Consider the following 26,687-nt stretch of genomic DNA (forward strand, 5'->3'; position numbering starts at 1 on the left):
AACCGGACATGATATTAATTACTGCCGAAAAATTTCTACTTTTTGTAACACTACTTCTTGATTGGGACGATCTCTAGTCGTAGGCACATTAGCAATCTTGCTGACTATATCTAGACCTTGGACAACTTCACCAAAAACACTGTGATTGTTGTCAAGGTGAGGGGTTGGTGCTTCTGTAATGAACCATTGCGAACCATTAGTACCGCGTCCAGCATTAGCCATCGATAGGATACCTGCACCAGTGTGTCTCAATTCAGGATGAAACTCATCCTCAAATTGATATCCCGGGCCACCAGTACCCCATCGGCTGGCTGTATCTAGATAACGAGACAGAGGATCGCCACACTGAATCATAAAATTAGGGATGACTCGGTGAAAGCGAACCCCATCGTAAGCTGGAGTTCCCTTACCAGATTGACCAGTTTTAGGGTCTTTCCAGTCGATTGTTCCGGTTGCTAGACCGACAAAATTTTTGACGGTGTTAGGAGTTCGCTCTTCTTCTAAACGAACTACAATTTCACCCAAGGAAGTAATTAAACGAGCGTGCAGTGTTCCATCACCGGGAATATTAATTTCTGGAAAGTTCATTAGATATCCTATTTTAACAAGTGCCAGTATTTGACCTATATAAGTTTATCAGCATTCAAGTTACCGCCTTTAGACATGACAAAAAACCTGAAGGAAGGAAACTTGAGCCAACAAATATTTTACTCTGGCAAATTTATCGCTGGATTCCGGCTAAAGAATCCTCTAGGGACTAACTTAAAGCCAACTTGATGAACAGGCATCACAGGCCAATCTTCCGATCGCGGAATATGAGTTACGCCCATTGTGTACCACAGTACAATATCTTTACCCAACAAAGACTCATTGTCTGAGATATATTTTGGTAAACCCTGTCCTGGTTTCGTCTGGTTCGGATAATCGCCCCCAGCATAAAGTTCAGTAGGTTTATATTTTGTTACCCAGAGGTGATGAGTCGCAAATTCTGCCCTTTCCCGGATTTTTGAGCCTTCCACAGGGAAAAATATCGAGTTTCCTTCAGGCATCAGCATATATCCAGGTGCAGCACCGAGAGCATTCTTTTTGTCTGCACTAACAATCATCCATTCTCGACTGCTTTTCATATTCAAATCGCGCACAGCAGCCGTTTCTTTTGTGAGTGGGGTTTCTGTAATTGCGATCGCATTTCCTAAAGGATTTTTCTCATCCATCGGCAAAGCATTCACATTCATTTCCATCACAGAATTCGCCTGACCATCGACATCGAAATCTAAGCGATAGTTAAAAAAGTGCTGATGATTTACTCCGAAGATATTCTTAGCAATTAGCCGACCAGATGAATCATCATCAGATTGCTTTTGTGCAGCCGTTCCCTGCGCCAGTACGATGCCCGTTAATTCATTTTGGACTTCCAAAGTCCCATCCTGGTGAAAGATCCAATTGATGCTGTAATCATAGTTATCAATGGCTACCGTCATCTTCATCACTAATTCTCGACTGCGACGGACATCATTACGCTGAGTATTATATTCATAGTGTTTCCACAGCATTCCGTTATCGCGCTCGTAGATGCCGATAACCCCTGGCATTTGATAAGGTTCTCCCTGCTCATTAGCAAATACAGCATTTAGCAACAAGCCATTTTCGGGAATTTCTTTACCTAATTCCATCGTATTTGCTAGTAGACCTAAGTTGTATTCTCCAACATCAAAGGCATTTCTGAACGACCAAGTAGGCTCAGGATTGCCATAAGGTACTACCATTTCTGAGAGGCTAGCACGGTATAAAACTGGTCGAATATTTTCCTCGTCATTATACGTCACTTGATACAACATTAATCCATTACGAGGATGCATTGAATAGCGAAAATTCCAACCTTGCCAGCTAATTTCATTGTCTTTTATCTGGAAACTTCTACCATTAAGTTGGAGGATTTTCAATGCTTTCAGTGGTGACAGTAATTTGCCTAAGGACTTGACATCATAATTCCAGTTTTCTTGAGAGAAAGGTACATTTCCTTTATCAACAAAACTGGCAATTTTACCCGTGTTCAAATTGACCGTTACTAAAACTCCTTCAATCGGACTACCGTAATAGTTCCAGCTTTTACCTTTGTAGTAAGATAAGCCACGACAAAGACGATTATCTATTGCTTCTTCCTGTTCGCTCAGAATTCCTGGTGCCCACCAACTAATTTTGACTTGCTCAAAATCAGTAATTCCCCGCTTTTGCATCGCTTTTTGCCATCGGGGATCGGCTTTAACTATCTGAGTTGCTAGTTCATATTCTGAATTAACGATCGCAGGTTGAACAGACGGTATTTCTTTCCAAGAACTTAAGGTTTTGCTTCTCAGATCAACAATTGCTTCAAAGGTTTTGTTTTGTGAACGTTCATAGATTACCAAAAAAACTTTTCGCTGGAAGACTTTACCAGGCGTAAAATTTATAACTTCTTCTTTATCTGGTTCTTGTAAAGCAATCAGTGGAAAAGCTGCCATTTCACTCAAAGTTTTTTCTCTTTGGATGACCGAAACAGCTGTGCTAATTTCTACCTCAGTTAGCGAAGTGAGAGGATGGGAAATCGAAGGCTGTTGAGCCGTCAATGTTTTCATTAATCCGATTGAGAAAGAAATGACAACAATGATGGCAATAGCTAGCCATAAAAAACGCTTTAGCCGCTTAATCATCTTTTACGTTTTTACAAAAGACTTGTAGTTATCTATTTCCAACCTTAAGAGTGAAAACCGATAAATTAAGAGACTAAAGCGAAATTAATTTGTTAATAGTTAGGGATTGGGGACTGGGGAGCAAGGACTGGGAAATCTTTTCTAATACCCAATCCCCATTACCCCTTATCCCCAGAGGGGGCCCCACCTTCCCCAATCCCCAGTCCCCTATTTATGCCGAAACCAAACGGCGTAAAGATTCAGCACGACGTTTAGCAATAGAGTTATTGGGAGCTAATTTGAGTGCTTCTTCGTAACTTTGTAACGCCTGAGTGGTTAATTTTTTCTTCTCGTAGGCGTGACCGAGATTATTCAATCCTGTTACGTAGTCTGGTTTAGACTTAATAGCTTCTTTGTACTGACGAATTGCTAAGTCATATTGCTCTTGGATAAAATAAACATAGCCCAGCCCGTTGTAGATGGGGGCGATATTTTCTTCTCCCTCTTCTTGGGCAGTTTTGAGAGCTTTTTGAAATAGCGCGATCGCTGGAGAATACATTTTTTTTTCTGAATAAATACTGGCTAACTCATAATATTCTTGAGTCGTACCCTTTTCTTTTTCTAATTTCTTTCGCAATCTTGCAAAAGAGCCTTCAACCTTGCGAGTTTTGAAAATCTGGCGAAACACACCCACGGCTGCAACTGTGAGTATAACCACCAAAATTGAGAGATAAACAACGGCTAGACTGTTATCCATTGCTGCAAATACAAATATTATAAAGTCGCTTTTGTAATCTATTATCAGCCTATTGGGGATGAGGGAGATGAGGGAGATAATTCTTCACTCCTCACTCAGCACTCAGCACTCACTTACGGTAAACCCCAATATTGAGAGTGTTGCTGGAGCCAACCTTTTTCTAAATAACGAGCGATCGCTTGATTCACGTTTCGTCTTAACTCATCGTACTGCAATCCCTTGGGCATTACTACAGATAAGGGTTCAGTTGATAACTTAATTGGCAGTAGGCGATATTGAGGATATTCTTGCACCCAACCGCTTAGAACGCTAGCATCTGCGGCAAAGGCTGTTGCGGCATTATTTTCTATTCTCTCTCGCGCTTCTTGATAGGAATCCACTCCTACTAACTTGGCGTTTGGTAGATAGTATCGCACTTTAGCTATGGTACTGGAGTTATTGAGTACGGCAATTTTCTGTTTTGATAGATCGCTCAACTGCTGCACAGATGCATCTTTTGTAACTAGTACAGTGCCATCCAAATAGTAGGGAACACTGAAACTAACTATGCGGGCGCGTGACTCGGTTGCTGTGACTCTAGCGATCGCAAAATCAACTTTCTTGTCTAAGACTACAGACAGGCGATCGCGATTGGCTACAGGTTGAAATTTTACAGCTTCGGCTTTACCAACCAAGTCAACTGCCAAATGCTTGGCTAAGTCAATTTCTAAGCCTTGCAAATTCCCATTGTCATCTTTAAATCCCAAGGGACGCAAGTTATCTTTCACGGCAACATTTAAATAGCCCCGCTGCTGAATTTCTGACATTTCGGCAGCAGATGCAGTTAATCCTGTCCCCACTAGAGAAAAGCAAAAAATCCCAAATATAGTGACGGATAATACCAGATGTAACCGAGTAATTATTTGCCATTTGTTACATCTGTTATACATCCCTTACCACCTTTATCCTTTAGCTTGAAGTGCCAATTCCGCAACTTTGCCGAAACTAGCTGGATCGAGGACTGCCAATTGCGCCAACATCTTGCGATTTAGTTGGATATCAGCTTTTTTCAAGTTACCAATCAACTGGCTGTAACTCAACCCGTGTTGCCTAGAAGCAGCATTGATACGGGCGATCCAGAGGCGACGAAAATCGCGCTTTTTCTTTTTGCGATCGCGGTAGGCACTCCGTAGCGCCTTCATCACTTGTTGGTTGGCAGTTCTAAACAGAGTTGAATGGGAACCGCGAAAACCTTTAGCTAGTTTGAGAATTTTATTGCGGCGTTTGCGAGCTACATTACCGCGTTTTACCCGAGTCATAACTTATTTCCTAAAATACTTACAAATATGGGAGCATCAAGCGCACGTTAAGTTCATCACGTTCGTGTACAAGGGCACTCTGACGCATACTACGTTTTTTGTCAGAAGATTTGTGTTCTAAAAGGTGGCTTTTGAACGCTTTACGACGGACGATTTTACCGCTACCGGTGGCACGGAATCGTTTTGCCGCAGCTTTACGAGTCTTTAGTTTAGGCATGGTCTAGCTTTGATTCGACACGATCCATTATTATATACTATTAAAATTGCCATAACTGCAATTAAATAAAGGATTTAAGCAACGGCGATCGCTCTAGATCAAATTAATTTCACTTATGGATGAGGTCAATATAGTCGAATATGACCCACATTGGCAGACTTTGTTTACAGAAGAAGCCGAGCGAATTTGGCAGGCACTAGGTAATGACTTAGTTGTAGAAATTGAACATATTGGTAGTACCGCAGTACCAGGAATGGCAGCCAAACCAGTTATTGACATCATGGTGGGAGTGCGTTCCTTAGTAGATGCAAAATCTGCTATTTTGGCTTTAGAATCCTTGGGATACGTTTATTGGTATGAAGACCCGCGTCCTGGACGAATGTTTTTTGTCAAAGGAATGCCACCATACGGAAAGCAACGTACTCATCATATTCACATAGTCGAGATTGACAGCGAATTTTGGCAGCGCAAGTTATTTTGCGACTATCTGAGAAAGCATCCTGAAGAGGCGAAACGTTACGAAGTTCTAAAACGCGATTTGGCTACAAGTTTTCGCAGCGATCGCGAGGCTTATACCAATGGTAAAAATGAGTATATCCGTGCTGTGATGGTCAAAGCACGGAATGAGGAGATGGGAAAAAGCCAAAGCCATTGATTTATTTAACTTTTTTTAGTGGTGTTGACTTTCGGATCTAAAATTATTTGCGAAGTGGATTTATTCACATGGTAAGTCCAAGATTGCTCTTTAACCTTGACAATCACTTCCCAACCTTCCACGGGGTCATACTGCTGGGTGCAGACTTCGCCAAAGTTGAATTGACAGAGATTACCAAAGGTTTTTGGTGTAGTTTTAGTAATTTTTAACTCAGTAATTCCCACCCCTGAACGGCTTGAGGCATCGCTCAAAATTGCATCTGCGATCGCTTTGGGCAATGTTTGTAAAGTACTCACTTTCGGATCTAAAAGGATTTGCTTTCCAGATTTATCTACATGGTAAGTCCACGAATCTTGACGGACTTTGACAACTACTTCCCAGCCTTCAATGGGGTTGTATTCCCTGGTACAAACTTCTCCAAATTTGAACTCACAGGGATTACTAAAGGTTTTCGATGTGACTTGGGTAATCTCTAATTCCCGTTTACGTAGGCTGGAACGGAAGGATGCATCTCCTAAAATTTTATTAGCGATCGCTTTCGGTAACTCGTTTGCTTGCGATTTGGATAATTGAGTGCCGTCTGGGTAAGGAATAGCCCCAGCAGAATTGTTTTCAATGAGTCCGAATCCATAGGATAGCAAGCTTGTCAACAGCAGCGTCAAAAAAATTGCTCCGGGTGACTTGAAGGTGCTTTTAATTACGGCAGATGCTTGGATGATTGATTTTTTCATATATATATTGATTGTTAAAAATTGAACGGATAATATCGCAATTCCAATCATAATTTGTTTGACGTTGCACTCTCAATTCAGTTTCAGGGTAACTGAAAGTTTGGCGGTTCATTCCTGTGGTACATAATCTTCATTTTCGGAAAGCTTAACTTGTAGCTTTACTAGTTCTTTTTCAATTTCTGCTGCTGATGGGTTACTTACTGAAGATTTAAATGAGGCTAACGTTTTCTTCACCAAGGCTGAAGCAAGAACCATAGCTGGTCGCTACCAAACGTTAAACCGTTACATAAAGCCTGCTCAAATTTAGTCAAAGCTTATCAAAGCTATTCAACTTGGTTTGAGCTTCGTTTACTTCCTGCTTCACTCTGGAGAAGTCGGCTTCAACCAGTCCACAGGCTATCACTGTCTAACTGACAGCTTTGCTCAAATTAATTGCAGCATTCAAATCGCGGTCAATGACAAAGCCACAGTGACCGCATTCAAACACTCGCTCATCAAGTCCGAGTGTTTCTTTTTTGGTTGCACAGTTAGAACAAGTTTTGCTAGACGGGAACCAACGGTCAATAACGACAAGTTTTGAGCCATATAACTCACACTTGTAGGTCAACTGACGACGGAACTCAAAAAAGCTCATATCAGCAATAGCTTTAGCCAGTTTATGATTAGCCAACATTCCAGATACATTTAAGTCTTCAATAACTATTACGCCGTGGTTTTTAGCTAATAGTGTTGTTAATTTGTGCAATCTATCTTTTCGGATATTAGCTATCTTTATATGCAGTCTAGCAACCTGCATTTGTGCTTTTTTCCAGTTGTTTGAACCAATGATTTTATGACGATTCAACCATTGCATTCTGGACAACTTTGCTTCATATTTTTTGTAAGACTTTGCACCAGCTATGACATCACCCGTTGAAAGTGTTGCTAGGTTTTTGACACCAAGGTCAACACCTACAATGCTTGTATTGCTGAAGTTACGTTGTTCTACATCAAATCGAAAACTGATAAACCACCTATCGGCTTGACGAGATATTGTGCAAGACTTCGTTAATACCTGTGGTAGTCGTTCATAGGTCTTGAGAACACCGACCACAGGTACTTGAATCTTGTTATTGCCTAGAATTTTAACTGTACCTTCAACTGTGAAAGAGTCACCTTTACCTTTTTTCTTGAATTTGGGAACACCAGCAGTTTTGTGAAAGCAGCGCTTCCATGCCTCACGTAATGCCATCAAAGCTTGTTGTGGCGTAGACTTGCTGCACTCGTAATACCATTCATTTTCAGACTTAACCAACGCTACTAACCACTTATGTAAGTCAATAGCAGTAGGAAACTTGATTTTGGAATCGGGATTAGCTTTATTGTGGTCAAGAATTTGCTTGGTTAAAGCAAGTCCCCAATTCCAAGCATGACGCGCTACACCACAATGCTTTATCAGTGCCGTGCGTTGTTGATTGTTCAATTTCAACTCAGTCTTGAAACCTAACAACACTATGACACCTCCTTGACAACTTGAGTCATGCCATCAATCAATTTCTTGTTTTTCTTGCTTCTAAAGCCATAAAGACGTGCTGAAAATACTGTGATTAGTTCAATCATGTCTTGGGCTAACTCTTGCTCAAACGTGACTTCTTCGTTGGTTTTATTGATGATGACTACTTTTGTTTCAAATTCCTCACACATGGCAAACACCAACTCTGCGCCAAATCTTAACAACCTATCCTTGTGAGTCAGTACTAATCTACCAACATCACCTTGCATGATCCGTTTAAGTAATTTTTGAAGTCCTTTTTTGTTGTAATTCAAGCCACTACCTAAATCTTGGATAGTTTCAAATTGCCAAGCTGATTAGGACATCAAGAGATGATAAAACTTAGACACCAAAAGACTTTTCACCCAGTCCCCATTACCCCTTATCCCCAGAGGGGGCCCCACCTTCCCCAGTCCCCAGTCCCCAGTCCCCAGTCCCTTGCTATATCTGTCAAGCTAGTGTAATTAGTTTTGAAAGTAGAGGGATAGAGGTAGAACTCAATGACACTTAATTGGTCGCTATCAAGTAGTTAGCTATTATACGCGAATATCAAAAATTTAGTGCCTTCATAGATGAACTCTGCCATCTTGCACACACCCATCTTTTGATGTGCCTGAAGTGATGCTTTGTTATTTGCCTTGATAAAGAGTATTCCTTCCCGGTCTGGTAGAAAATCTTTCAACTTCGCAAACATTATCGCAGCAATACCTTGCCCACGCATAGTTTCATCAACACAAATGGGGCCATACAAGTAAGCATCTTTTGTACCAGCATACGCTTGTAACATCACCTTTATAATTGGTAAATTAGCAGTTGTCTTTGACCAACTGAGTAAGAATCCTATAACTTGACCATCTTTACGGGCTACAACGCTCGGCATTTGAGAGATAGTCATCATCACAGCCTCTGGCTGAAGAGAACCTAACAACATACCACCATGTTCTGCGTCATTGGCTTGGGCCAACTTGACGATTCCAGTAACATCACTGGGGCTGGCACGGTCAATCACTACATCATTGAGACACATACCTGGTTGACAAAAATAAGAGAAAGACTTGGAGCAAAAGAATTTTCTTTTAGAAGAATAACAGAGAAGAACAAATTAGAGACTAACAAAATCTATTTTATGTTTTTTTACGTAATAGGTTAGCCCTAAGTTCCAGTACGCGGCTCTAACTCCAGAAAAAACCTACTGGGATTTGCATGACTTTAAGATTGACTACTTTACTTTATAAGCCAATTTGGCGCGAGGCGACGGGTGAAGAGTGCGCGGGAGAGGTGCGCGAAGCAATTTGGAGAGTGCGAGAGAATAATTCGTAATTTGTAATTCGTAATTGGGAGAAAGTGTGTTTTTCTGTTGGGTTGTTTTGCAAAGATACAATTCGCGATCGCTTGGCGTAAGATTTATTGCTAAAGTGGAATCATTGATAAGTTTTGTTTAAGTAGGGCCTGCGATCGCACGAAGCGCACTACCCTAAAGAGCGATCGCATAAGCTTTTGCCAAAAAGTTGTAATGTTAAGGCTTAATGTCGTAACGTTAAGCCTTAATCTTGTAATGTTAAGGCTTAATCTACGTAACCTTAAGGCTTAATATTGTAACTTTAAGGCTTAATCTCGTAACGTTAAGACTTAATGTTGTAATGTTGGTGACGACAAGACATTCACTTATAACTGCGATGTCTACGACGGGCTACGCCTACGCGCCTTTTACAGCAGCAGTATTTTATCCTAGAAACAAAAAGGAGCAGAAGTATGCAAGCTTATAAGCTAAACGCCACAATTGATGAATCAGGTCATTTAATTATTGACGAACCTCTAAATATTGCTCCTGGTAAAGTGGAAGTCATTATTTTGCAGCCAATTCCATCCTGGGAAAGTTCTACAAAAACCTCTATTGAGTCACAGCCAGAGAAGCCGAAGAGACAAACAAAAATCAAAGCTTTGCAAGGCTGGTTTGAAAAGACACAACCCGCACCTCCTGATTTTGACCCAGACCAAGCCAGATGGGAAGCTTTAAAGGAGAAACATAATCTGTGAAAGTTCTGTTAGACAGCAATGTTATTCTGGATGTTGCTCTTGAGCGACAACCTTTTTTTGGCAATAGCGAGACAGTTGTATCATTTGTTGAAGAAGGGCAGATAGAAGGCTACATCTGTGCATCTTCTTTTAGTGACCTTTACTACATCATCCGTAAAGATAAAGGTCGAAATTTAGCCCTTGAGTTTTTGAGGGAAATAGTTACCTTTTGCCGTATTGCCACTGTAGACAGTACCACAATCAACATGGCACTAACCGTTAACTTCAGAGATTTTGAAAACGCTATTCAATACAGCACTGCGGTACTCAATCACTTAAATGCTATTATTACTCGCAACCCTGGAGATTTTCCAGTTGCTACTCCTATAATTATGACGCCTGAACAGTTGATTCAGGAACTAACAAATACTCAATAAATAATAATAAGGGGGAGCAAGGGAAAAATAATAACTCCTAACTCCTGTACAGACGCGACGAGTAGCGTCTCTCCTAACTACCCTCACGTTCCTGGTAAATTTCGCAAACGCTCATCCAAATGAGTACGGTCTGCCAAAACCTTTAACAGCGGGCCATGTGAACTAAATTCTACAATACTGACCGAAGCAACAGGGCATCCCAAACGAAAACGGAAGCGTCCCACATCAATCCCCAGTAAACTACACAGAATAATTCTGATGGTTGCCTTGTGGGAAACAACTAAAACATTACCACTACTGTAATTTTGTTTGATTTCTTCAATTACCTGCAAGGCACGAGAAGCAATTGTAACAGCCATTTCCCCACCATTTGGCGCATTCCAAGCCGGATCTGCTGACCAGCGAATATAATCATCGTGATACTCACGGCTAATTACTTCTGGGGTTTTTCCTTCCCACAAGCCATAGTTAATTTCTTTCAAACCATCTCTAAGTTGTGGTTCTATCCCTATGGATATACATAAAGGTTTTGCTGTCTCCACAGTTCGCCGCATTGGACTACAAAATATTGCTGTCCAATCCATAGAACTATATGTATCTGCAAAAGCCTTTGCCATTTCCAAGCCTTCTGGGGTAAGTTCTGAGTCTATGGAACCGCAAAAAGAATTATTGCGGCTGCATTCTGTCTGTCCGTGACGGAGGAAATAAAGAGTTAGACTCACGGTATATTCTCATCGATTGTGAATTTAAGAGCACTAACAATCAGATAAGTAGATGAACAAAAATATTTACAGTCATTGCCAGCAAAGCAATCCCAGCCGCAAATGAATTGCAACTCTTGGAGAGGAGACGCTAGGCGAACATTACGCTTTGCTGCATACCCTGCGGGAAGGCTAACGCCAACGCAATGACATTGTGTAATTAATTGTGTTTACCTACTTATATCTGAAGATAGTTAATGCCTGTGGTATGTTACTACAATTTTTTGAGATTTGGAATAATTTTAAAATTGGACAAAGTTGCGTCACCAGACAGACTGTCGTAGACATCACTATTCAAAGAGTAGCCATTGGTGCAGCAGAAGAAATTAAATCCTCGTCTGAAAATATCTTTAATGCGTGAATTTGGAATTTTGAATTATTAATTGGTATTTTTTGTCAATGTACAAGTCCATAGCAAAATGTAGAGACGTGATTAATTACGTCTCTACAAAAATTTTGCCAATCAAGCTGATACCTACTCTCTAATCCTTACTCGAAGATATCACAAGAGTTTAGCTTGGTTTTCAAGCAATTCAGTTTTTTCTGCAAAAATGGAATCCACCCCATTTCTATCCCTAGAGTTTTTGCAAATAAATCATGAACTACTAGTCAATGTTTTTCTTGACATTATCTTTTACGTCTTCAATTCCGTGACGTACTTCGCTTTCAGCTTGCTTTGCTTTACCTTTCGCTTTATCTTCTGGATCTCCAGTGACATTTCCTAATGCTTCTTGGGCTTTACCCTCAACATTTTTAGCAGCAGCCTTTGCACGATCTTCTATGCTCATTTTGTACTCCTGATTTAATTAAAAACTCATTTCAAAGCTGTGAACTAACTTTGAAACTTTTTGTTATTACCTTTACACAATAACTTAAAGTTTTTGCTAAAGCCTTCCACCACAAGGCAGATTCAATAATTCCAAATTCCAAATTCCAGATTCCAAATTAAGAAACCAATTGTAGTAAGCATCCTGGCTGTTGACTGAATCTAAATTAAAATAAAAAGAGTTTAGTTACCTATGCTAAAAGACATAGAATAAATGTTATAAATGGTAATTTCTACTTTTTAAATAAAAAAACCCAGTTTCGTATAGAAAATGGGTTAATAAAGTTATGGGGATGTTTTTTGTTTAATCTAGAAAACCCATCAGACCTTCAGAATTGTCAATCTCATTTGATGCGATCGGACGATTACCGAATGTTGAATAGCTGTCAGAAATTACCAATGCACTTGAGCCAACTGGACGAATCCCAGAAAGATTAATATTTTCAACAATTTGGAATCTATTAGCGCCAATTGGACGAATACCCATTGCATTATAGGTTTCAACTACTTCTAAGCTACTGGTGCTAACGGGACGCACCCCAGCAATTGAAAGTTTTTCCGCAACTTCTAAGTCGCTAGCGCCTATAGGACGAATTCCAGAAATGGCAAGTGTTCCAGAAGCTCCTACTGGCAGTTCATTAACTTCCTCGACTTTATCAGCATTCAAGCTCTGGTCTTGTTGATTGTCAACTTCCTCTGTAGCTTCCCCTGGAGACTTGGCATACTTTTGCCGAGAACTGGTTGCTTTGCCAGTGTTGCTAATAGTCATAAACGAACACCTCTAGTTTGTTAATTGAATTTTACAATAATTAAGGAAAGATGAAATTTTTTCCCATATACCTTAGAGTTTAACCTTAAAAAACCTCATATAGATATAAAAATTTTTAAAACTAATACATAAGTAAATTTAAAGTAATAATTTTTGTAAATAATTATTACTATTTATTTTGGTCTAAGAAGCCAGCTACAATGAATACAGGGCGGAATCGTCACCATGAGATAGGGTATTTACAGCAAAACTGTATGACAGAATTTTGTCTTCAAGCTCCCTTTAGTCCCACAGGCGATCAACCACAAGCGATCGCACAACTGACTGCTAGTATCCAATCAGGCAATCGTTACCAAACTTTACTAGGAGCCACTGGAACTGGCAAGACATTTTCAGTAGCAGCAGTAATTGAGAAAATTGGCAAGCCTACTTTAGTTCTGGCGCATAACAAAACCCTGGCTGCACAGCTTTGTAACGAGTTGCGGGATTTCTTCCCCAATAACGCAGTCGAGTATTTTGTCAGCTACTACGATTATTATCAGCCAGAAGCGTATATTCCCGTTACCGATACTTATATTGAAAAAACGGCGGCGATTAATGATGAAATTGATATGTTGCGGCACTCAGCGACGCGATCGCTTTTTGAACGTCGTGATGTCATTGTCGTTGCTTCCATCAGTTGCATCTACGGTTTAGGGATGCCAGCAGAATATCTGAAAGCTGCCATCCCTCTGCAAATAGGTATGGAAGTAAATCAACGCCAAATTTTACGAGATTTGACAAATGTTCAATACAGCCGCAACGACATCGAAATGGGTCGGGGAAAATTTCGTGTCCGGGGTGATGTCTTAGAAATTGGCCCAGCTTATGAAGACCGGATTATCCGTGTCGAATTCTTTGGTGATGAAATTGACGCAATTCGCTACATTGATCCAGTAACAGGTGAAATTCTCAAAAGTTTAGAAGCGGTAAATATTTACCCTGCACGCCACTTTGTCACCCCAGAAGAACGGTTAGAAGTAGCTTGTAATGACATTGCAGCCGAGTTAAAACAGCAAAAACTAGACTTAGAACAAGCTGGCAAACTATTAGAAGCGCAACGCATAGATCAGCGTACACGCTATGACTTGGAAATGTTACGCGAAGTAGGTTACTGTAACGGCGTTGAGAACTATTCCCGTCACTTAGCAGGAAGACAAGCTGGAGAACCACCAGAATGTTTAATTGATTATTTTCCCAAAGATTGGCTATTAATTATCGATGAATCTCACGTTACCGTACCCCAAATTCGCGGGATGTATAACGGCGATCAAGCAAGAAAAAAAGTTTTAATCGATCATGGATTTCGTCTTCCTAGCGCTGCTGATAACCGTCCTTTGAAAGCTGAGGAATTTTGGCAAAAAGTAAATCAGTGTATTTTTGTTTCAGCAACTCCCGGAAATTGGGAATTAGAAGTTTCTGAAGACCATGTAGTTGAGCAAGTGATTCGACCAACTGGGGTGGTTGATCCAGAAATTTCTGTGCGTCCCACAGAAGGACAAATTGATGATTTATTAGGTGAAATTAAAGATAGAGTTGACCTCCATGAACGAGTGTTAATTACCACATTAACTAAGCGGATGGCGGAAGATTTAACCGAATATTTGCAAGACCACGGTATCAGGGTACGGTATTTACATTCTGAGATTACTTCTATTGAGCGCATTGAAATTTTGCAGAACTTGCGCGAGGGAAATTTTGATGTTTTGGTTGGTGTGAATTTGCTGCGGGAAGGTTTGGATTTACCCGAAGTTTCCTTAGTGGCAATTATGGATGCAGATAAAGAAGGTTTCTTGCGAACCGAGCGTTCTTTAATTCAAACTATTGGTAGAGCCGCGCGTCACATTCAGGGACAAGCAATTTTGTATGCTGATAATCTGACAGGTAGCATGATTAAAGCTATTGATGAAACAGACAGACGGCGTGGTATCCAAACAGCACATAATCGACTGCATGGGATTACACCACAACCAATTGTGAAAAAATCAAGTAATGCGATTTTGGCTTTTTTAGATGTATCTCGGCGGTTAAATGCAACTGACTTGAAAGTAGTAGATGAACATTTAGATGAACTGCCATTAGAACAGATTCCCCAATTGATTACTCTGTTAGAAGCGCAGATGAAAGAAGCCGCAAAGAAACTGGAATTTGAAGAGGCGGCAAAATTGCGCGATCGCATTAAACATCTGCGGGATAAAATGCTAGGACGTTAATGTGAAACTTATACTCACGAATCAGCAATAACCCACGCTGTGACTTAAAGGAAAAGATTGCCGAAAATTAAAGGATAAGCTTGCCGCATCAAAGCATGAAAGGCTGATTGTTACGATTTGTGCAAAGTGGTTGTTGACTACGGTTAAACGATAAAGTTACCACCAGTCTCAAGAATTTAAGTCAAAGCCTGCCGTGAATCCAAACAATAGATAGAGAAAAATGCCCTCTGTATAAGAGTTTGATGACTAGCATCAGGCAATCGCCATTTTTGGTTTGTGACCAAATCGACGTTCATCCTATATTGCGTGAGACTTTGGTGCATTTTTCACGTCTTTGGAGAGTGTAGATTTACCATAAAGCTAGTCAGACTCTCAATTCGGCAAGCTTTTACTTTAAAAAACGGCAAACAATTTCTTTAAGTCACAAAAAGCCTTTAAATTGCGTTAACTTTTGATCAATTTATGGGTAAAAGCATAATTAAATATGTGGTCGATTCAATTTGGTTCCACATTTGATACAAAAGTTGTTATTAGCAGAATTATGATGACCACAATTGGTACAGACAAGGTGATTTTTAACTTGTGGAAGAGAGGTTTCTACTGGAATTGTTTTAGCAGGTACTAAATTTTTCTGAGCATAGGAATTAGCAAAGTGCTGACGTAGCAGGTCATGCATAAAGCGATAGCCGCCCCCTACTCGTTGCAGAAATAGGCGATCAGTGCAGTAGTCGAGGAACTTGGCATAGTTCCAAGGGGCGTAACGATTAGACGACAGAATTATGCGTAGTATAAAATGTTTAATGACAGGTATTCCAGTTACGACTATTCCAATAAGTATTCCAAAGGCTATTTCTGAACTTAAGATATTAATTAAAACCTGAATATTCATTTTATATTTTAACTTTATTTGAAATCCAAAGATTATTAAACCAGCAAAGAAAAAACCGCTTTAGTAAACTTGTATAACGCTGATATTCTTGAATGCGGCTACAAACGATTACAGGATTATTCCAATTTTTAGGAAGTAGGAATTCATTAATTTTAAGAACGCAGTTTTCTTGACTTTCAGCCGCTAGTTCATCTAACCCATCTAAAAGTGGTATAAATTCTTGGTTCTCTATCCACAGTTTACTAATCTCTTTCAGCAGACCATATTTGTCTTTTAACTGCTCAATTAACCAATCTTTTATATTTTGATTATCATTTTTCCAAGAAGATAAAGAAAATAGTACTGGGATAGGATGTGTTGAATCATCTTTAGCCCGTTTTACTAACTCTTCTGCTAGCTTAAGGAGCATAGTAGTTTTTCCAGAACCTGGTTGTCCCAAAATTAATAATCTTCCGGCAACATCTTCTTGGTCAAAAACGTTAATAATGTCTGTATTATCTAATCTAATTTTTGGTTGGGAACCCACTTTAATTTCACTTGACCAAGGTAATTCAATCTGTTCTGGGTTTTGCTCTACATCCAGAACAATATAAACTCGGTTATGAAGAGAACTGTTTATCCGGCTTTCGACTTCCAAGTTGACCTTTTTTAACAAAGTCTGTCGAATCTGAGAATGCTTTGCTGATACTTCATTACTACTCTGGTGTCTAAAATTAAATATGAAGTTACGATTACCTTGGACATAATTTCCCTCAATGCGCTCGTTATAATTACCTTCTTCAATATCGATACGGCGATTCTCAGACTCGTTATTCTCTTTCATGGTTTAATCTCCGTTAGTCTCTTTAATGTCAAGGAAAGTAAACGTATAAGAAAAGTAGAATCATATTTAACTACTCTTAGTTTTCTGCCAATCTTCTAATGCACCAATGACAAAACTAGCAGCAGGATGATTAAGTAGTTGCGCCAAAGCCTGAACACCACCAGCCTTTAAAGCACTAGTGATCCGTTGTGCCAAAGTAGGATTATTTTCAATAGCCTTAATAGTTTCGGCGGCTACTTGCATCCTGCCCAAAGTCGTATCAGTAGTATTAGATTTATCTAATTGTTCTAAAAGCTTTTGAATTTCAGCAGCAGCTTCAGCAAGGTTTTGTTGCTTACTAGCAGCGTAGTAATCCCCTTGGATATAATCACCTTCAATACGCTCGTTATAATTGCCGCTACCGATATGAATATTGCGGTTTCCAGTCATATCCGATTTTTGCTCCTTGTTAGAGAACCTGAGTTCGGGATAAGGAAAGGGACAGGTAGTAAGCTGAAAATAATGTAAAATCCAGCATTTGTCCTAGTTTAGTTTAGATGCTTTATTTTGCCACGTAGATGATTTGTGTAAAGCTTTTGAAGTTCAATGGCACAAAAAGCGATGAAATTGGGATGCTCCCCGCAGAAAGGTTATAGCTTGGGTGATAAAGCGCTCAACTTGCCACCAAGAAGCGATAATGGATAAGATGCCATTTACGTTTTAAGAGTGTGGTAGCCATGACTGAGTTACTTGAGCGTGCGATCGCCCAACTAAAAACTCTACCTGTTGCCGAACAGGATGCGATCGCGGCTCGTCTCCTTGCCGAGATAGAGGATGAGCAAAGATGGAAGGCTCAGTTTGAATCTACAACAGATACTCAGTGGGATCGTCTAACTGATATGGTACGGCAAGAAATTGCTGCTGGCGACATCACTCCTCTAGCTGACGTTTTTCCCTCTGAGCAATGAAGTCAAGTGTTACGAAGGTATTTCGCAAGAAACTTGATGAACTTCCTGCATTAGTTCAAGAACAAGCTGCCAAAGCCTATGCTCTTTGGCGTTTAGATCCTTACCACAATAGTCTTCAGTTCAAACGAGTTAGCTAGCGCCAACCAATCTATTCGGCTCGTGTTAGTTTAGACTACCGCGTTCTTGGCTTGTTGCAGGATGATCACATTTACTGGTTCTGAATTGGCGCACATGCAGAGTATGACGAGTTGCTTCAGAGGTTGTAGCCCCAGCAACCTAACCATTAGCTTCTCCATGCGCGATCGCATTAAACATCTGCAAACTCAACTTCAAGAATTGCATCCAGGCGATCGCACATATATATCGCACATATATTATGCTGCTGATTGGCATATAGAAGATTCTGACTAGCGACAAAATAGGCTGGAAACAACTCCTAGCAATGCGTTGTAGGAGTTCTTTCATCCGAAAATTTATTCCTCCAGGATTTTAGAGATTTTTTACTTGCAGTTATATACAAATGTTCTCAAGTAAGTTATTATTCTCATGATGATTTGATAAGAATTATAGTTAATAAGTTTATTCATGCTTTTTCCCTTTTTGATAATGTTCCGAGAGGGTGTTGAAGCTGCGCTTGTCGTGGGTATCATTGCCAGTTATCTCAAGCAAACTGGTCGTACCTATTTGATGAAGTCAGTCTGGATCGGAATTGTACTAGCGACTTTTGTATGTCTAGCAGCTGGGATCTTCTTGCAAATATCTAGTCAAGATTTTCCCCAACAAGAACAGGAATTATTTGCAGGTGTAATTTCGATTGTGGCAGTTGGGGTTCTCACCTGGATGGTTTTCTGGATGCGGCGTGCTGCTCGTTCAATTAAAGGTGAGTTACAGTCCCAAGTTGAAGCTGCCATTCAATCGGGAGATAAGGGGGGCATAGCACTAGTGGGGATGGCATTCTTTGCAGTACTGCGGGAAGGTCTGGAAACAGTAGTGTTTCTCCTGGCGACGTTTCAGCAAAATTTGGGAATTCAAGCTCCTGTGGGGGCATTGTTTGGGTATGCAGCCGCAGTAGCCGTCGGTGTAGGCATTTATCAGGGTGGTATCCGCATCAATTTGAGGCGATTTTTTAAATGGACAGGAGCCTTCATTATATTAGTTGCCGCTGGACTCTTAGCCAGTGGGGTGAGAGCCTTTCATGAAGCCGGAGTGTGGAATTCATTGCAAACAGTAGTATTTGATGCTAGTGGGATACTTCCCAATAACGGGTTTGTTGGTTCACTTTTGGCAGGATTTTTTGGTTATAACGATGCCCCGACTGTAAGTGAGGTAATCGTTTATTTTGGCTACCTAATTCCTACCATGCTGCTGTTCTTGTTAGGCGGTAACGCTGGACAGAAGACTACCGCAAGTCATTCCTAGCAACTTCAATAATTTTTAGGAAAATACAACAATGAAAAATTTTTTAAAGCACTCAACAATTATCTGTCTGATTGCCTTGACAGTAGCTGCCTGTGAATCTAATAAATCAAGCGATACTTCCGGAAGTAATTCTCCAGAAGCTAAAACTGTAGCTAATGATACCTCTGCAAACAATTCTGCTGAAACTGCTTTGACTGTGACAGATAAAGGTTGCGAACCCAATCAACTGACAGTACCATCTGGGCAAAACAGTTTTGTAATTACCAATAAAAGCAGCCAACCTTTAGAGTGGGAAATTTTGTCTGGGGTGAAAGTCGTAGAAGAACGAGAAAATATTGCTCCTAACTTCGTTCAGAAAGTCAAAATCAATCTAGAACCAGGTGAGTATGATATGGGTTGCGGTTTACGCAGCAACCCCAAAGGAAAACTCAGTGTAAAAGCAGGACAAGGAAATTCTCAAGCCAAGACGACCGTAGATCAAGGTAAATTAGTCGGTGCGATCGCAGAATACAAAGTCTACGTCACTAAAGAAACTGACCAACTAGTGGCAGACAACAAGACCTTCACGGATGCCGTGATTGCTGGCGACCTTCCTAAAGCTCAGAAACTCTATCCCTCTACCCATGTCCACTGGGAACGTGCAGAACCGATAGCTGAACTTTTCTCTGATCTCGATAAAACGATGGATTCCCGTGCTGATGACTTTGCCAAAAAAGAGGCCGATCCAGAATTCACTGGATACCATCGCATAGAGAAAGCTTTATTCCAAGACAAAACTACAAAAGGCATGAAACCTTTTGCCGAAAAGCTACAGAAAGATGGTCTGGAACTGCAAAAGCGCATTGCCACTTTGACCATTGAACCGAAAAATATGGTTGGCGGTGCTGCTGACTTGATTGAAGAAGTAGCTGCTACCAAAATTTCTGGGGAAGAAGACCGTTACAGCCATACTGACCTCTGGGATTTCAGCGCTAATGTAGAAGGTTCCCAAAAGATTGTGGAGTTATTGCACCCCATTATCCAAAAAGCCAACCCCGATCTACTGACGCGTGTAGATAGCAATTTCACCAAAGTTAACCAAAAACTTGCTAAATACAAAACCCCTGACGGTGGTTTTGCTACCTACGACAAGGTGAGTGAAGCAGACAAGAAAGACATGAAAACAGCAATAGCCGCCCTTTCTGAAGATTTATCTCAGTTGCGCGGCACTCTGGGAGTTAACTAAATTTATGCAAGATTCCTAGAGGAGTAAATTATGTCTATCACAAAGCAACCAAGTTTATGCATTACTCCCAAGTTAGGCCGTCGTGACTTGTTAATCGGCATGGCAGCAGCAGGTGGAATAGCAGCTTTGACAACTTTAGGCTATCGTACTCTTCTGGGATCGCCTCTTGACCCATCTGAAGAGGTCGTGCCGTTTTTTGGGCTTCACCAAGCAGGTATTCTGACTCCTACTCCGGCTGCTGGGTTGATGGTTGCATTTGATACAACTGCTACAAATAAGGCAGATTTAGTCCGGTTGTTCAAAACTTTAACTGAGCGCATCCAGTTTCTCATGGCAGGGGGAACACCTAAGCCGCGCGACCCCAAATTTCCCCCTAGTGATTCCGGGATTATGGGCCCAAACATTGCTCCCAATAACCTGACAATCAGCCTAGCTGTGGGTAACTCACTGTTTGATAACCGCTTTGGACTCGGCAACTTGAAACCCAAGCGGTTAGATACAATGCCTAATTTTCCCAATGACCAGCTTGACCCAGATTTATGTCATGGGGATATACTATTACAATTCTGTGCGAATACTGAAGAATCGAATCTCCACGCTTTACGCGACATCATTAAGAATTTGCCTGACTTGATAACTTTGCGTTGGCAAATAACAGGATTTCTGCCGCCAAATACCCACAAAAAACAAGGCAAATCTACGGTGCGTAACCTGCTTGGTTTTAAAGATGGGACGGCAAATTTAAATGCTAGTGACGACAAATTGATGAACCGAATTGTCTGGGTACAGGCAAACAATGGTGAACCCGCTTGGACATTAGGAGGAAGCTATCAAGTGGTGCGAGTGATCCGCAACTTAGTCGAACGCTGGGATCGCACGCCACTACAAGAGCAAGAGACAATTATTGGGCGCAGTAAGGATTCTGGCGCACCTTTGGGAATGAAGTACGAGAAAGATATTCCTAATTACGATCGAGATCCTAAAGGTAAACAAATTCCTCTAGATGCTCATATCCGCCTTGCTAATCCTCGCAAATCAGAGTCGAGTTTAATTCTGCGGCGTGGTTTCAACTATTCACGCGGGTTTGATAAAGCCGGACATTTAGATATGGGTTTGTTGTTTGTTTGTTTTCAGGCTGATTTAGAGAAGGGGTTTGTGACAGTGCAAAATCGTTTGATTGGGGAACCTTTGGAGGAGTATATTCGCCCCATTGGTGGTGGGTATTTCTTTGCTTTACCTGGTGTCAAGGCTGAAGGAGGTTATCTCGGTCAGTCATTACTAGAAGCATAGATTTATCTTTAATTTTTTGACGCTGGTTAGCCACTGTAAATAGTAGCGATCGCCTTTGTTGTAAGCTGATAAGATCGCTCTGATTGATAAGTTAAAACTGAAAGCAAGTGGCGGCTTACTGCAAATTGGACTGGTACAATACAATTCGGTTGAAAAAATTTCTCACCTATTGCAGGTGTTCAATAAAACTTTTCTCCTTCCTAGGTTTGACATTTTTCATTTTAAAAATTTACATGTAGGGCTATCAAAACTCAATACCAAACCCTAATAGTCTTATCGTAACTGCCACTAATGAGGTTTTGACCATCAGGACTGAATACGACTGAAGTAACCCCTTTTGAGTGACCAGAGAGAGTTTGGAGTAATTCTCCAGTAGCTAAATTCCACAGCTTGATTGTCTTGTCTAAATTACAGCCACTAGCCAGAATTCGTCCATCCGGGCTAATGGCAACTGATAGTACCCCGGAACCAAAAAACGAGTCTAAATGCCCAGAAAGAGTTTGGCGCAGTTTGCCTGTTGGTAAATTCCACACCTTAACTTCGCTGTTCAAGTTACCACTAGCAAGAGTTTGTCCATTGGGGCTGATGGCGACAGACCTAACATTTATAGAATCAGCAAGGCTGAGGATTTCTTTATAAGTACTTATAGACCAAAGTTTTATAGTATAGTCCGTACCTCCGCTAGCAAGGGTTTGCCCATCAGGACTGAAAGCGACTGACTGAACATAACCTGAATGTCCAGAGAGGGTACAGATTTCTTGCTTAGTTTTCAAGCTCCACAGTTTAATGGTTTTGTCATCACTACCACTGGCGAGAGTTTCTCCATTGGGACTAATAGCAACAGTTGTAACCTCTTTAGAATGCCCAGTTAGAGTGCCAATTTCTTCACCAGTTTTCCAGTTCCACAATTTGATGCTTTTATCATTACTGCAACTTACGAGAATTTTCCCATCCAGACTGAAGGTGACTGCACGAACCAAGGATGAATGCTCTGAGAGGGTGCGAATTTCTTGCTTTGTTTCGAGATTCCAGAGTTTGATAGTGTTGTCTTCGCTACCACTAGCAATTATCTGACCGTCAGGACTAATAGCAACTGAACGAACCCCAGCAAACATTTCCGAGTGACCAGTGAGTTTAGTAAATGATTGATAATGTTTCTTCGTTGGTTGGTGTTGTTGTTTTTGTGTTTCCCATTCTTTCTGCCGTTGAACCTCTAGCTGTTGGACTCTTTCCGCTTCTTGTTGTTGCTGTCTCCGTGTCTGTTCCGCTTCCAGTTTACCTTGATACTTAGCCTCTGCTTGAGCAAGAATTGGCTGTTCAATCCGGGTTACATCTTCGGCTTTAAGTCCTAAAGACTGCTGCAAACTGTTAAATTCATTACGAACAACTTCACTGAGTGGATATTCCCTTTCAATAGCTTTTAAAAATTCCTGTTTGTAATGCCGCAGCTTATTCCCATACCTTTCTTTTTCTTGCTGCTTTTGTAGTTCTAGCTGTTTTGCTCTTTCTGCTTCCTTTTGTTGCTGTTGTGCTACCTGTTCCTGTTGCAATTTCTCTTGGTACTTAGCTTCTGCTTGAGCAAGAATTGGCTGTTCAATCTGGGCTACATCTTCGGCTTTAAGTCCTAAAGACTGCTGCAAACTGTTAAATTCATTACGAACAACTTCACTGAGTGGATATTCCCTTTCAATAACTTTTAAAAATTCCTGTTCGTAATGTCGCAGCTTATTTTCATACTCTTCTTTTTCTTGCTGCTTTTGTAGTTCTAGCCGTTTTGCTTCCGCTTTCTGTTCTTCTTGCAATTTCTCTTGGTATTGAGCTTCTGCTTGAGCAATAAAGGGTTGTTGGATGCGGGCTACATCTTCGGCTTTAAGTCCTAAAGATTGCTGCAAACTGTTGATTCTATTACGAACAACTTCACTGAGTGGATATTCTCCTTCAACAGCTTTTAAAAATTCCTGTTCGTAATGTCGCAGCTTATTCTCATACTCTTCTTTTTCTTGCTGCTTTTGTAGTTCTAGCTGTTTTGCTTCTGCTTCCTGTTCCTCTTGCAATTTCTCTTGGTAGTTAGCTTCTGCTTGAGCAAGAATCGGTTGTTGGATGCAGGCTACATCTTCAGTTTTGATACCTAAATCCCTTTGACGAAGTTCCAAATCTCTTTGAGTTTGCTCACTAAAAGGATATTCATGTTCAATTACTTTAATAAGAGTTTTCTTATATTTCTGTAAATTTTCTTCATACCTTTTCCAGGGTTCAAATGCAAGTTTTTCAATCTCACTAGCATCTTCAGCTGTTAATCCCAATTCATCTCTAAGTTCATCTAGCGTATCGCGTTCTGGCAAAGAAATCTTTCCATCTGATAATGCCTCCTCAACCTTCTTTTTATACTGATTGATAGCAGTCTCTTTCTGCTGTAATTTTTGTTGACGTAACTCGCGCAAATTATTAACTGCAATCCGAATCCCTTGAATCACACTCATGAAAGCTTCGTCTTGATTAGCCCAAGATGTTACAGGTTTAGCATCTTTAGGATAAGCTTGGAGTTTACCGAATGGAGCACCTGACCAGTTAACTGGACGTAGAATAATTGGGACAACTAAGGCTTCTCCAGCCTCATGTCGCTTCATGGCTAGCTTTAGCTCAATGTCATAGCAATAGTCTGACGCCAGAAAATAAGAACTAATCAGCAATAATATGATGTCAGCCTTTTTCAGGTTATTATCGATTTGGTTTGCCCACTCAGAACCTGCTCCAATCTGGCGATCATACCAGGTCGTGATCTCACCCTGTCGCTTCATAATAGCTAGGTGGGTTGCTAATTCCTCTCGAAGCACTTCATCTTTATGTGAGTATGAGATAAAAAGCTTTATTGATTCATTGGACATCTGAACCTCTTAAAAGATAGTTGACTACATAATGCTGATTAATTTAAACGTTGATACTTTTTTAAGCAGCCTCAAAATAGAAATCTAAAGCAAAAAATCTAGATATTTTTTATAAAGGGTAAATATACAGTATTTAAGTGCATAAACCTGTTGGAAGCATAAAATCTTAAAGATTACCTGGATATAACAAATATAATTACTTACTTAACTACTTATTTGAAAAAATAGTTTCCGGAAAATCTGTGGTTAACTATCAGGACTTACGCAAACAATAGCCGAAACCCTTATTTTCAGGTAGGGGCAATTCATGAATTGCCCCAGAGCGCGTGTACTTTTGCGTAAGTCCTAACTATTTAATAATGCTACTGATCAACTTTGCTCCCCGCGACGATGGTTAGCAGCTTGCAATAACAGAGATTCGGCAAAAGCGATCGCATCAATTGCAGATTTACCACCAGCTAACTGCGCTAGTTCTTCCCGACGGGTGTTTAAATTATTCAAGGTAGTAACTCTGACAACGGTACGCTGTTCGGCATTTTCATTGTGAGATTTTTTACCTTTACCTTGATTGATAGTTTGCTTATCTACGCGAAAATGCCGATCAGCCATTGCCGCAACTAAAGGTTGATGCGTAACACATAACACTTGATTGCGTTGACTTAGCTGGTATAATTTCTCAGCGATCGCTTGGGCTACCTTTCCCGAAACCCCGACATCAATTTCATCAAATACCATCGTCCCAGCAACATCAACCTGAGAAAAACAAGCTTTCAGCGCTAGTAAAAAACGGCTCATTTCGCCACCAGAGGCAACTTCTGTTAAAGGTTGCAGTGGTTCTCCAGGGTTGGAACTAAATGTAAAGGTAATTTTGTCTGCTCCCATCGCAGTTGGGAAAGCTGGTAATATTTCAACTAGAAATTTTACCTTTTCCATCGCTAGGGGCTTGAGTTCAGCTATTAAACGTGATTCTAAATTAGCAGCCGCCTGACTCCGCAATTGAGTTAACTGATTACTTGCTTGGGTGAGTTTCTCAAAACACGCCTTTTCTTGCTGTTCCAGATTTTCAATAGATTGTTCGCTATCGTTAAGTTGGGCTAATTCCTGTTGAATACGTTGATAATAAGCGATCGCTTCTTTTAGTGTCGGCCCATACTTGCGGCAAATTTGCTTTAATTCCCGAACCCGTTCTTCCACCTCTTCCAACCGCTGGGGATCGGCTTCCAAACCATCTCCATAAGCATTAATCTGCCTTCCAACTTCCATTACCGCAGCTTGCGCGTCCCGCACCAATTCCAACAGATGTTGTAGCTGGGTATCGTATTCCACCATGTCATTTAATGTCGCCTCACTGTCTCCCAATAAATCTGCGGCGGCGGGAGTTTCATTATCGTTTTGATACAAAGCCTGATAAACTTTGTAACTCATTTGTTGCAAATCAACGACATGATTTAGGCGTTCTTGTTCTTGTCCCAACTGTTCCAATTCATTAGGCTCGCTGAGATTGGCTGTTCCCAATTCTTGCACTTGATAAGCGAGCAAATCGAGTTGTTGCAATCGTTCCTGTTCTGATGTCCGGCGTTTTTCTAATTCTAAATGCGCCTGTTGGTAAGCACTAAAGCTCGTAGCGACTTTATGGCGCTGCTGCATCAGAGAGTCGCCGCCATACAAATCTAACCAGTCCCTAACTTGGGCAGATTGTCCCACTTGTACCGTTTGACCTTGGGCGGTGATTTCCACCAAGCGATCGCGCATTCCTATCATGATCTGCCGATTTACCAACACGCCATTCACCCGCGATCGACTGCGGACATTACTCGCAGTGGCTGTAATTTCTCGGCTAATAACTACAGAATTTTCATCAAGCAAATCTATTTCTTGTTCAGTCAACCAAGCCGCAAGGGGGGCGTTTGAGGTGAAAGTAGCTTCTACCATCGCCCGACTTGTCCCCGTGCGAATGACTCGACTAGAGACTTTACCGCCCAAAGCGGCATCAATGGCATCCAAGATAATCGATTTTCCAGCGCCGGTTTCACCTGTTAACACATTTAGTCCCGCGCCAAATTCCAATTCCAGTTGGTCAATTAAGGCAAAGTTTTCTATTCGCAGGCAAAGCAACATCAAGCCAAATTCTCCATGAGGGCAGATGCCGGATACTTCCAATTTACAGGACAATAAGTATGATATTTCAGCAACTAGGAATACCTAATACTGTTGAATTAATATGCCCGTTTAAGTGTAGCAAACCAATGGCGAGTAGGGGAAGCAGAGGGGCAGGGGAGCAGGGGAGCAA

At 40.9% G+C, this 26,687-nt stretch carries 29 protein-coding genes and 1 pseudogene; 11 read left to right on the forward strand and 19 right to left on the reverse strand.

What is annotated here, in order from left to right; all coding sequences use genetic code 11:
* Window positions 1-18 precede the first annotated feature (18 nt).
* The 6 genes from RMY63_RS06500 to rpmI all read right to left on the reverse strand — a co-directional run bounded on the left by RMY63_RS06500 (window position 19) and on the right by rpmI (window position 4,941).
* Window positions 19-588: a peptidylprolyl isomerase gene (locus tag RMY63_RS06500; RefSeq protein WP_322727920.1), complete on the reverse strand. Its 570-nt coding sequence runs from the start codon at window positions 586-588 to the stop codon at window positions 19-21.
* 119 nt (window positions 589-707) lie between these two features.
* A complete protein-coding gene (locus RMY63_RS06505) occupies window positions 708-2,690 on the reverse strand; it encodes a primary-amine oxidase (protein ID WP_322727921.1) in 1,983 nt (660 codons plus the stop codon).
* Between the two features lie 211 nt (window positions 2,691-2,901).
* Complete coding sequence (locus tag RMY63_RS06510; protein WP_322727922.1) at window positions 2,902-3,426, reverse strand: tetratricopeptide repeat protein; 525 nt, start codon at window positions 3,424-3,426, stop codon at window positions 2,902-2,904.
* A gap of 113 nt (window positions 3,427-3,539) precedes the next feature.
* Window positions 3,540-4,355, reverse strand: coding sequence for a transporter substrate-binding domain-containing protein (locus tag RMY63_RS06515; protein WP_322727923.1), 816 nt, complete (start codon window positions 4,353-4,355; stop codon window positions 3,540-3,542).
* A 12-nt stretch (window positions 4,356-4,367) separates the two neighbouring features.
* Window positions 4,368-4,724 carry a 50S ribosomal protein L20 gene (rplT, locus tag RMY63_RS06520; RefSeq protein WP_094350283.1) on the reverse strand — a complete coding sequence of 119 codons (357 nt, stop codon included), beginning with the start codon at window positions 4,722-4,724 and terminating at the stop codon, window positions 4,368-4,370.
* Window positions 4,725-4,743: 19 nt separating this feature from the next.
* Complete coding sequence (gene rpmI, locus RMY63_RS06525) at window positions 4,744-4,941, reverse strand: 50S ribosomal protein L35 (RefSeq protein WP_322666689.1); 198 nt, start codon at window positions 4,939-4,941, stop codon at window positions 4,744-4,746.
* Between the two features lie 115 nt (window positions 4,942-5,056).
* Here rpmI and RMY63_RS06530 point away from each other — a divergent pair, with 115 nt between their 5' ends.
* Window positions 5,057-5,596, forward strand: coding sequence for a GrpB family protein (locus RMY63_RS06530; RefSeq protein ID WP_322727924.1), 540 nt, complete (start codon window positions 5,057-5,059; stop codon window positions 5,594-5,596).
* Between the two features lie 5 nt (window positions 5,597-5,601).
* On the opposite strand, the gene RMY63_RS06535 is transcribed toward RMY63_RS06530, so the two are convergent.
* From RMY63_RS06535 to RMY63_RS06555, 5 genes and pseudogenes are all read right to left on the reverse strand, one after another.
* On the reverse strand, window positions 5,602-6,327 hold the full coding sequence (locus RMY63_RS06535) for a hypothetical protein (RefSeq protein ID WP_322727925.1): 726 nt from the start codon (window positions 6,325-6,327) through the stop codon (window positions 5,602-5,604).
* A 108-nt stretch (window positions 6,328-6,435) separates the two neighbouring features.
* Entirely contained in the window at window positions 6,436-6,582 is a 147-nt protein-coding gene (locus RMY63_RS06540; RefSeq protein WP_322727926.1) for a hypothetical protein, read from the reverse strand.
* 151 nt (window positions 6,583-6,733) lie between these two features.
* Window positions 6,734-7,819 carry an RNA-guided endonuclease TnpB family protein gene (locus RMY63_RS06545; RefSeq protein WP_322727927.1) on the reverse strand — a complete coding sequence of 362 codons (1,086 nt, stop codon included), beginning with the start codon at window positions 7,817-7,819 and terminating at the stop codon, window positions 6,734-6,736.
* Window positions 7,819-8,169 (reverse strand): annotated as a pseudogene (locus RMY63_RS06550) (IS607 family transposase); the annotation flags it as partial. The gene RMY63_RS06545 and the pseudogene RMY63_RS06550, both read right to left, overlap by 1 nt.
* 218 nt (window positions 8,170-8,387) lie before the next feature.
* Complete coding sequence (locus tag RMY63_RS06555; protein WP_322727928.1) at window positions 8,388-8,885, reverse strand: GNAT family N-acetyltransferase; 498 nt, start codon at window positions 8,883-8,885, stop codon at window positions 8,388-8,390.
* A gap of 725 nt (window positions 8,886-9,610) precedes the next feature.
* On the opposite strand from RMY63_RS06555, the gene RMY63_RS06560 reads away from it, so the two are divergent.
* Together RMY63_RS06560 and RMY63_RS06565 are read left to right on the forward strand one after the other, a co-directional pair.
* On the forward strand, window positions 9,611-9,895 hold the full coding sequence (locus RMY63_RS06560) for a hypothetical protein (RefSeq protein WP_322727929.1): 285 nt from the start codon (window positions 9,611-9,613) through the stop codon (window positions 9,893-9,895).
* Window positions 9,892-10,311 carry a PIN domain-containing protein gene (locus tag RMY63_RS06565; protein ID WP_322727930.1) on the forward strand — a complete coding sequence of 140 codons (420 nt, stop codon included), beginning with the start codon at window positions 9,892-9,894 and terminating at the stop codon, window positions 10,309-10,311. The genes RMY63_RS06560 and RMY63_RS06565 overlap by 4 nt, the downstream gene beginning before the upstream one ends.
* Before the next feature lie 83 nt (window positions 10,312-10,394).
* On the opposite strand, the gene RMY63_RS06570 is transcribed toward RMY63_RS06565, so the two are convergent.
* Entirely contained in the window at window positions 10,395-11,033 is a 639-nt protein-coding gene (locus tag RMY63_RS06570) for a histidine phosphatase family protein (RefSeq protein WP_322727931.1), read from the reverse strand.
* A gap of 205 nt (window positions 11,034-11,238) precedes the next feature.
* Here RMY63_RS06570 and RMY63_RS06575 point away from each other — a divergent pair, with 205 nt between their 5' ends.
* Complete coding sequence (locus RMY63_RS06575; RefSeq protein WP_322727932.1) at window positions 11,239-11,433, forward strand: hypothetical protein; 195 nt, start codon at window positions 11,239-11,241, stop codon at window positions 11,431-11,433.
* Window positions 11,434-11,677: 244 nt separating this feature from the next.
* Here the strand turns inward: RMY63_RS06575 and RMY63_RS06580 are convergent, their stop codons facing one another.
* Both RMY63_RS06580 and RMY63_RS06585 read right to left on the reverse strand, forming a co-directional pair.
* Window positions 11,678-11,860 carry a CsbD family protein gene (locus RMY63_RS06580; RefSeq protein WP_099103871.1) on the reverse strand — a complete coding sequence of 61 codons (183 nt, stop codon included), beginning with the start codon at window positions 11,858-11,860 and terminating at the stop codon, window positions 11,678-11,680.
* Window positions 11,861-12,202: 342 nt separating this feature from the next.
* A complete protein-coding gene (locus RMY63_RS06585) occupies window positions 12,203-12,667 on the reverse strand; it encodes a hypothetical protein (RefSeq protein ID WP_322727933.1) in 465 nt (154 codons plus the stop codon).
* A gap of 254 nt (window positions 12,668-12,921) precedes the next feature.
* Between RMY63_RS06585 and uvrB the strand changes: the two genes are divergently transcribed.
* A complete protein-coding gene (uvrB, locus tag RMY63_RS06590; protein ID WP_322727934.1) occupies window positions 12,922-14,919 on the forward strand; it encodes an excinuclease ABC subunit UvrB in 1,998 nt (665 codons plus the stop codon).
* 478 nt (window positions 14,920-15,397) lie between these two features.
* On the opposite strand, the gene RMY63_RS06595 is transcribed toward uvrB, so the two are convergent.
* From RMY63_RS06595 to RMY63_RS06605, 3 genes are all read right to left on the reverse strand, one after another.
* A complete protein-coding gene (locus RMY63_RS06595; protein WP_322727935.1) occupies window positions 15,398-15,808 on the reverse strand; it encodes a zinc-ribbon domain-containing protein in 411 nt (136 codons plus the stop codon).
* A 1-nt stretch (window position 15,809) separates the two neighbouring features.
* On the reverse strand, window positions 15,810-16,631 hold the full coding sequence (locus RMY63_RS06600) for an NACHT domain-containing protein (protein ID WP_322727936.1): 822 nt from the start codon (window positions 16,629-16,631) through the stop codon (window positions 15,810-15,812).
* Window positions 16,632-16,697: 66 nt separating this feature from the next.
* Complete coding sequence (locus RMY63_RS06605; protein WP_322727937.1) at window positions 16,698-17,060, reverse strand: hypothetical protein; 363 nt, start codon at window positions 17,058-17,060, stop codon at window positions 16,698-16,700.
* Window positions 17,061-17,347: 287 nt separating this feature from the next.
* Between RMY63_RS06605 and RMY63_RS06610 the strand changes: the two genes are divergently transcribed.
* The 6 genes from RMY63_RS06610 (at window position 17,348) to efeB (ending at window position 21,512) form a co-directional block, all read left to right on the forward strand.
* Window positions 17,348-17,578 carry a hypothetical protein gene (locus RMY63_RS06610; protein WP_322727938.1) on the forward strand — a complete coding sequence of 77 codons (231 nt, stop codon included), beginning with the start codon at window positions 17,348-17,350 and terminating at the stop codon, window positions 17,576-17,578.
* Window positions 17,575-17,715, forward strand: coding sequence for a hypothetical protein (locus tag RMY63_RS06615; RefSeq protein ID WP_322727939.1), 141 nt, complete (start codon window positions 17,575-17,577; stop codon window positions 17,713-17,715). The genes RMY63_RS06610 and RMY63_RS06615 overlap by 4 nt, the downstream gene beginning before the upstream one ends.
* 103 nt (window positions 17,716-17,818) lie before the next feature.
* Complete coding sequence (locus tag RMY63_RS06620; protein ID WP_322727940.1) at window positions 17,819-17,989, forward strand: hypothetical protein; 171 nt, start codon at window positions 17,819-17,821, stop codon at window positions 17,987-17,989.
* A 174-nt stretch (window positions 17,990-18,163) separates the two neighbouring features.
* Window positions 18,164-18,997, forward strand: a complete 834-nt coding sequence (efeU, locus tag RMY63_RS06625; protein ID WP_322727941.1) for an iron uptake transporter permease EfeU — start codon at window positions 18,164-18,166, stop codon at window positions 18,995-18,997.
* Between the two features lie 31 nt (window positions 18,998-19,028).
* Window positions 19,029-20,222 (forward strand): iron uptake system protein EfeO, encoded by a 1,194-nt coding sequence (efeO, locus tag RMY63_RS06630; RefSeq protein ID WP_322727942.1) that lies wholly within the window; start codon window positions 19,029-19,031, stop codon window positions 20,220-20,222.
* A 30-nt stretch (window positions 20,223-20,252) separates the two neighbouring features.
* Complete coding sequence (gene efeB, locus RMY63_RS06635; protein ID WP_322727943.1) at window positions 20,253-21,512, forward strand: iron uptake transporter deferrochelatase/peroxidase subunit; 1,260 nt, start codon at window positions 20,253-20,255, stop codon at window positions 21,510-21,512.
* A 251-nt stretch (window positions 21,513-21,763) separates the two neighbouring features.
* Here the strand turns inward: efeB and RMY63_RS06640 are convergent, their stop codons facing one another.
* Window positions 21,764-24,397, reverse strand: a complete 2,634-nt coding sequence (locus RMY63_RS06640) for a TIR domain-containing protein (protein ID WP_322727944.1) — start codon at window positions 24,395-24,397, stop codon at window positions 21,764-21,766.
* Between the two features lie 369 nt (window positions 24,398-24,766).
* Window positions 24,767-26,515 (reverse strand): DNA repair protein RecN, encoded by a 1,749-nt coding sequence (recN, locus tag RMY63_RS06645; RefSeq protein WP_322727962.1) that lies wholly within the window; start codon window positions 26,513-26,515, stop codon window positions 24,767-24,769.
* Window positions 26,516-26,687: the final 172 nt, after the last annotated feature.

The organism is Nostoc sp. ChiQUE01b (genome assembly GCF_034531255.1).
In the GTDB taxonomy this organism is placed as follows: domain Bacteria; phylum Cyanobacteriota; class Cyanobacteriia; order Cyanobacteriales; family Nostocaceae; genus Nostoc.

Excerpts from the sequence above, each read along its gene's own strand:
- uvrB (WP_322727934.1), top strand. The coding sequence starts at position 12,922 with ATGACAGAATTTTGTCTTCAAGCTCCCTTTAGTCCCACAGGCGATCAA.
- RMY63_RS06640 (WP_322727944.1), bottom strand. The coding sequence starts at position 24,397 with ATGTCCAATGAATCAATAAAGCTTTTTATCTCATACTCACATAAAGAT.
- rplT (WP_094350283.1), bottom strand. The coding sequence starts at position 4,724 with ATGACTCGGGTAAAACGCGGTAATGTAGCTCGCAAACGCCGCAATAAA.
- RMY63_RS06535 (WP_322727925.1), bottom strand. The coding sequence starts at position 6,327 with ATGAAAAAATCAATCATCCAAGCATCTGCCGTAATTAAAAGCACCTTC.
- RMY63_RS06610 (WP_322727938.1), top strand. The coding sequence starts at position 17,348 with ATGACTGAGTTACTTGAGCGTGCGATCGCCCAACTAAAAACTCTACCT.
- RMY63_RS06505 (WP_322727921.1), bottom strand. The coding sequence starts at position 2,690 with ATGATTAAGCGGCTAAAGCGTTTTTTATGGCTAGCTATTGCCATCATT.
- RMY63_RS06620 (WP_322727940.1), top strand. The coding sequence starts at position 17,819 with ATGACGAGTTGCTTCAGAGGTTGTAGCCCCAGCAACCTAACCATTAGC.
- RMY63_RS06585 (WP_322727933.1), bottom strand. The coding sequence starts at position 12,667 with ATGACTATTAGCAACACTGGCAAAGCAACCAGTTCTCGGCAAAAGTAT.
- RMY63_RS06500 (WP_322727920.1), bottom strand. The coding sequence starts at position 588 with ATGAACTTTCCAGAAATTAATATTCCCGGTGATGGAACACTGCACGCT.
- RMY63_RS06555 (WP_322727928.1), bottom strand. The coding sequence starts at position 8,885 with ATGTGTCTCAATGATGTAGTGATTGACCGTGCCAGCCCCAGTGATGTT.
- RMY63_RS06595 (WP_322727935.1), bottom strand. The coding sequence starts at position 15,808 with ATGAATATTCAGGTTTTAATTAATATCTTAAGTTCAGAAATAGCCTTT.
- efeO (WP_322727942.1), top strand. The coding sequence starts at position 19,029 with ATGAAAAATTTTTTAAAGCACTCAACAATTATCTGTCTGATTGCCTTG.
- rpmI (WP_322666689.1), bottom strand. The coding sequence starts at position 4,941 with ATGCCTAAACTAAAGACTCGTAAAGCTGCGGCAAAACGATTCCGTGCC.
- efeB (WP_322727943.1), top strand. The coding sequence starts at position 20,253 with ATGTCTATCACAAAGCAACCAAGTTTATGCATTACTCCCAAGTTAGGC.
- RMY63_RS06540 (WP_322727926.1), bottom strand. The coding sequence starts at position 6,582 with ATGGTTCTTGCTTCAGCCTTGGTGAAGAAAACGTTAGCCTCATTTAAA.
- RMY63_RS06515 (WP_322727923.1), bottom strand. The coding sequence starts at position 4,355 with ATGTATAACAGATGTAACAAATGGCAAATAATTACTCGGTTACATCTG.
- recN (WP_322727962.1), bottom strand. The coding sequence starts at position 26,515 with ATGTTGCTTTGCCTGCGAATAGAAAACTTTGCCTTAATTGACCAACTG.
- RMY63_RS06530 (WP_322727924.1), top strand. The coding sequence starts at position 5,057 with ATGGATGAGGTCAATATAGTCGAATATGACCCACATTGGCAGACTTTG.
- RMY63_RS06580 (WP_099103871.1), bottom strand. The coding sequence starts at position 11,860 with ATGAGCATAGAAGATCGTGCAAAGGCTGCTGCTAAAAATGTTGAGGGT.
- RMY63_RS06510 (WP_322727922.1), bottom strand. The coding sequence starts at position 3,426 with ATGGATAACAGTCTAGCCGTTGTTTATCTCTCAATTTTGGTGGTTATA.
- RMY63_RS06605 (WP_322727937.1), bottom strand. The coding sequence starts at position 17,060 with ATGACTGGAAACCGCAATATTCATATCGGTAGCGGCAATTATAACGAG.
- RMY63_RS06560 (WP_322727929.1), top strand. The coding sequence starts at position 9,611 with ATGCAAGCTTATAAGCTAAACGCCACAATTGATGAATCAGGTCATTTA.
- RMY63_RS06615 (WP_322727939.1), top strand. The coding sequence starts at position 17,575 with ATGAAGTCAAGTGTTACGAAGGTATTTCGCAAGAAACTTGATGAACTT.
- RMY63_RS06600 (WP_322727936.1), bottom strand. The coding sequence starts at position 16,631 with ATGAAAGAGAATAACGAGTCTGAGAATCGCCGTATCGATATTGAAGAA.
- efeU (WP_322727941.1), top strand. The coding sequence starts at position 18,164 with ATGCTTTTTCCCTTTTTGATAATGTTCCGAGAGGGTGTTGAAGCTGCG.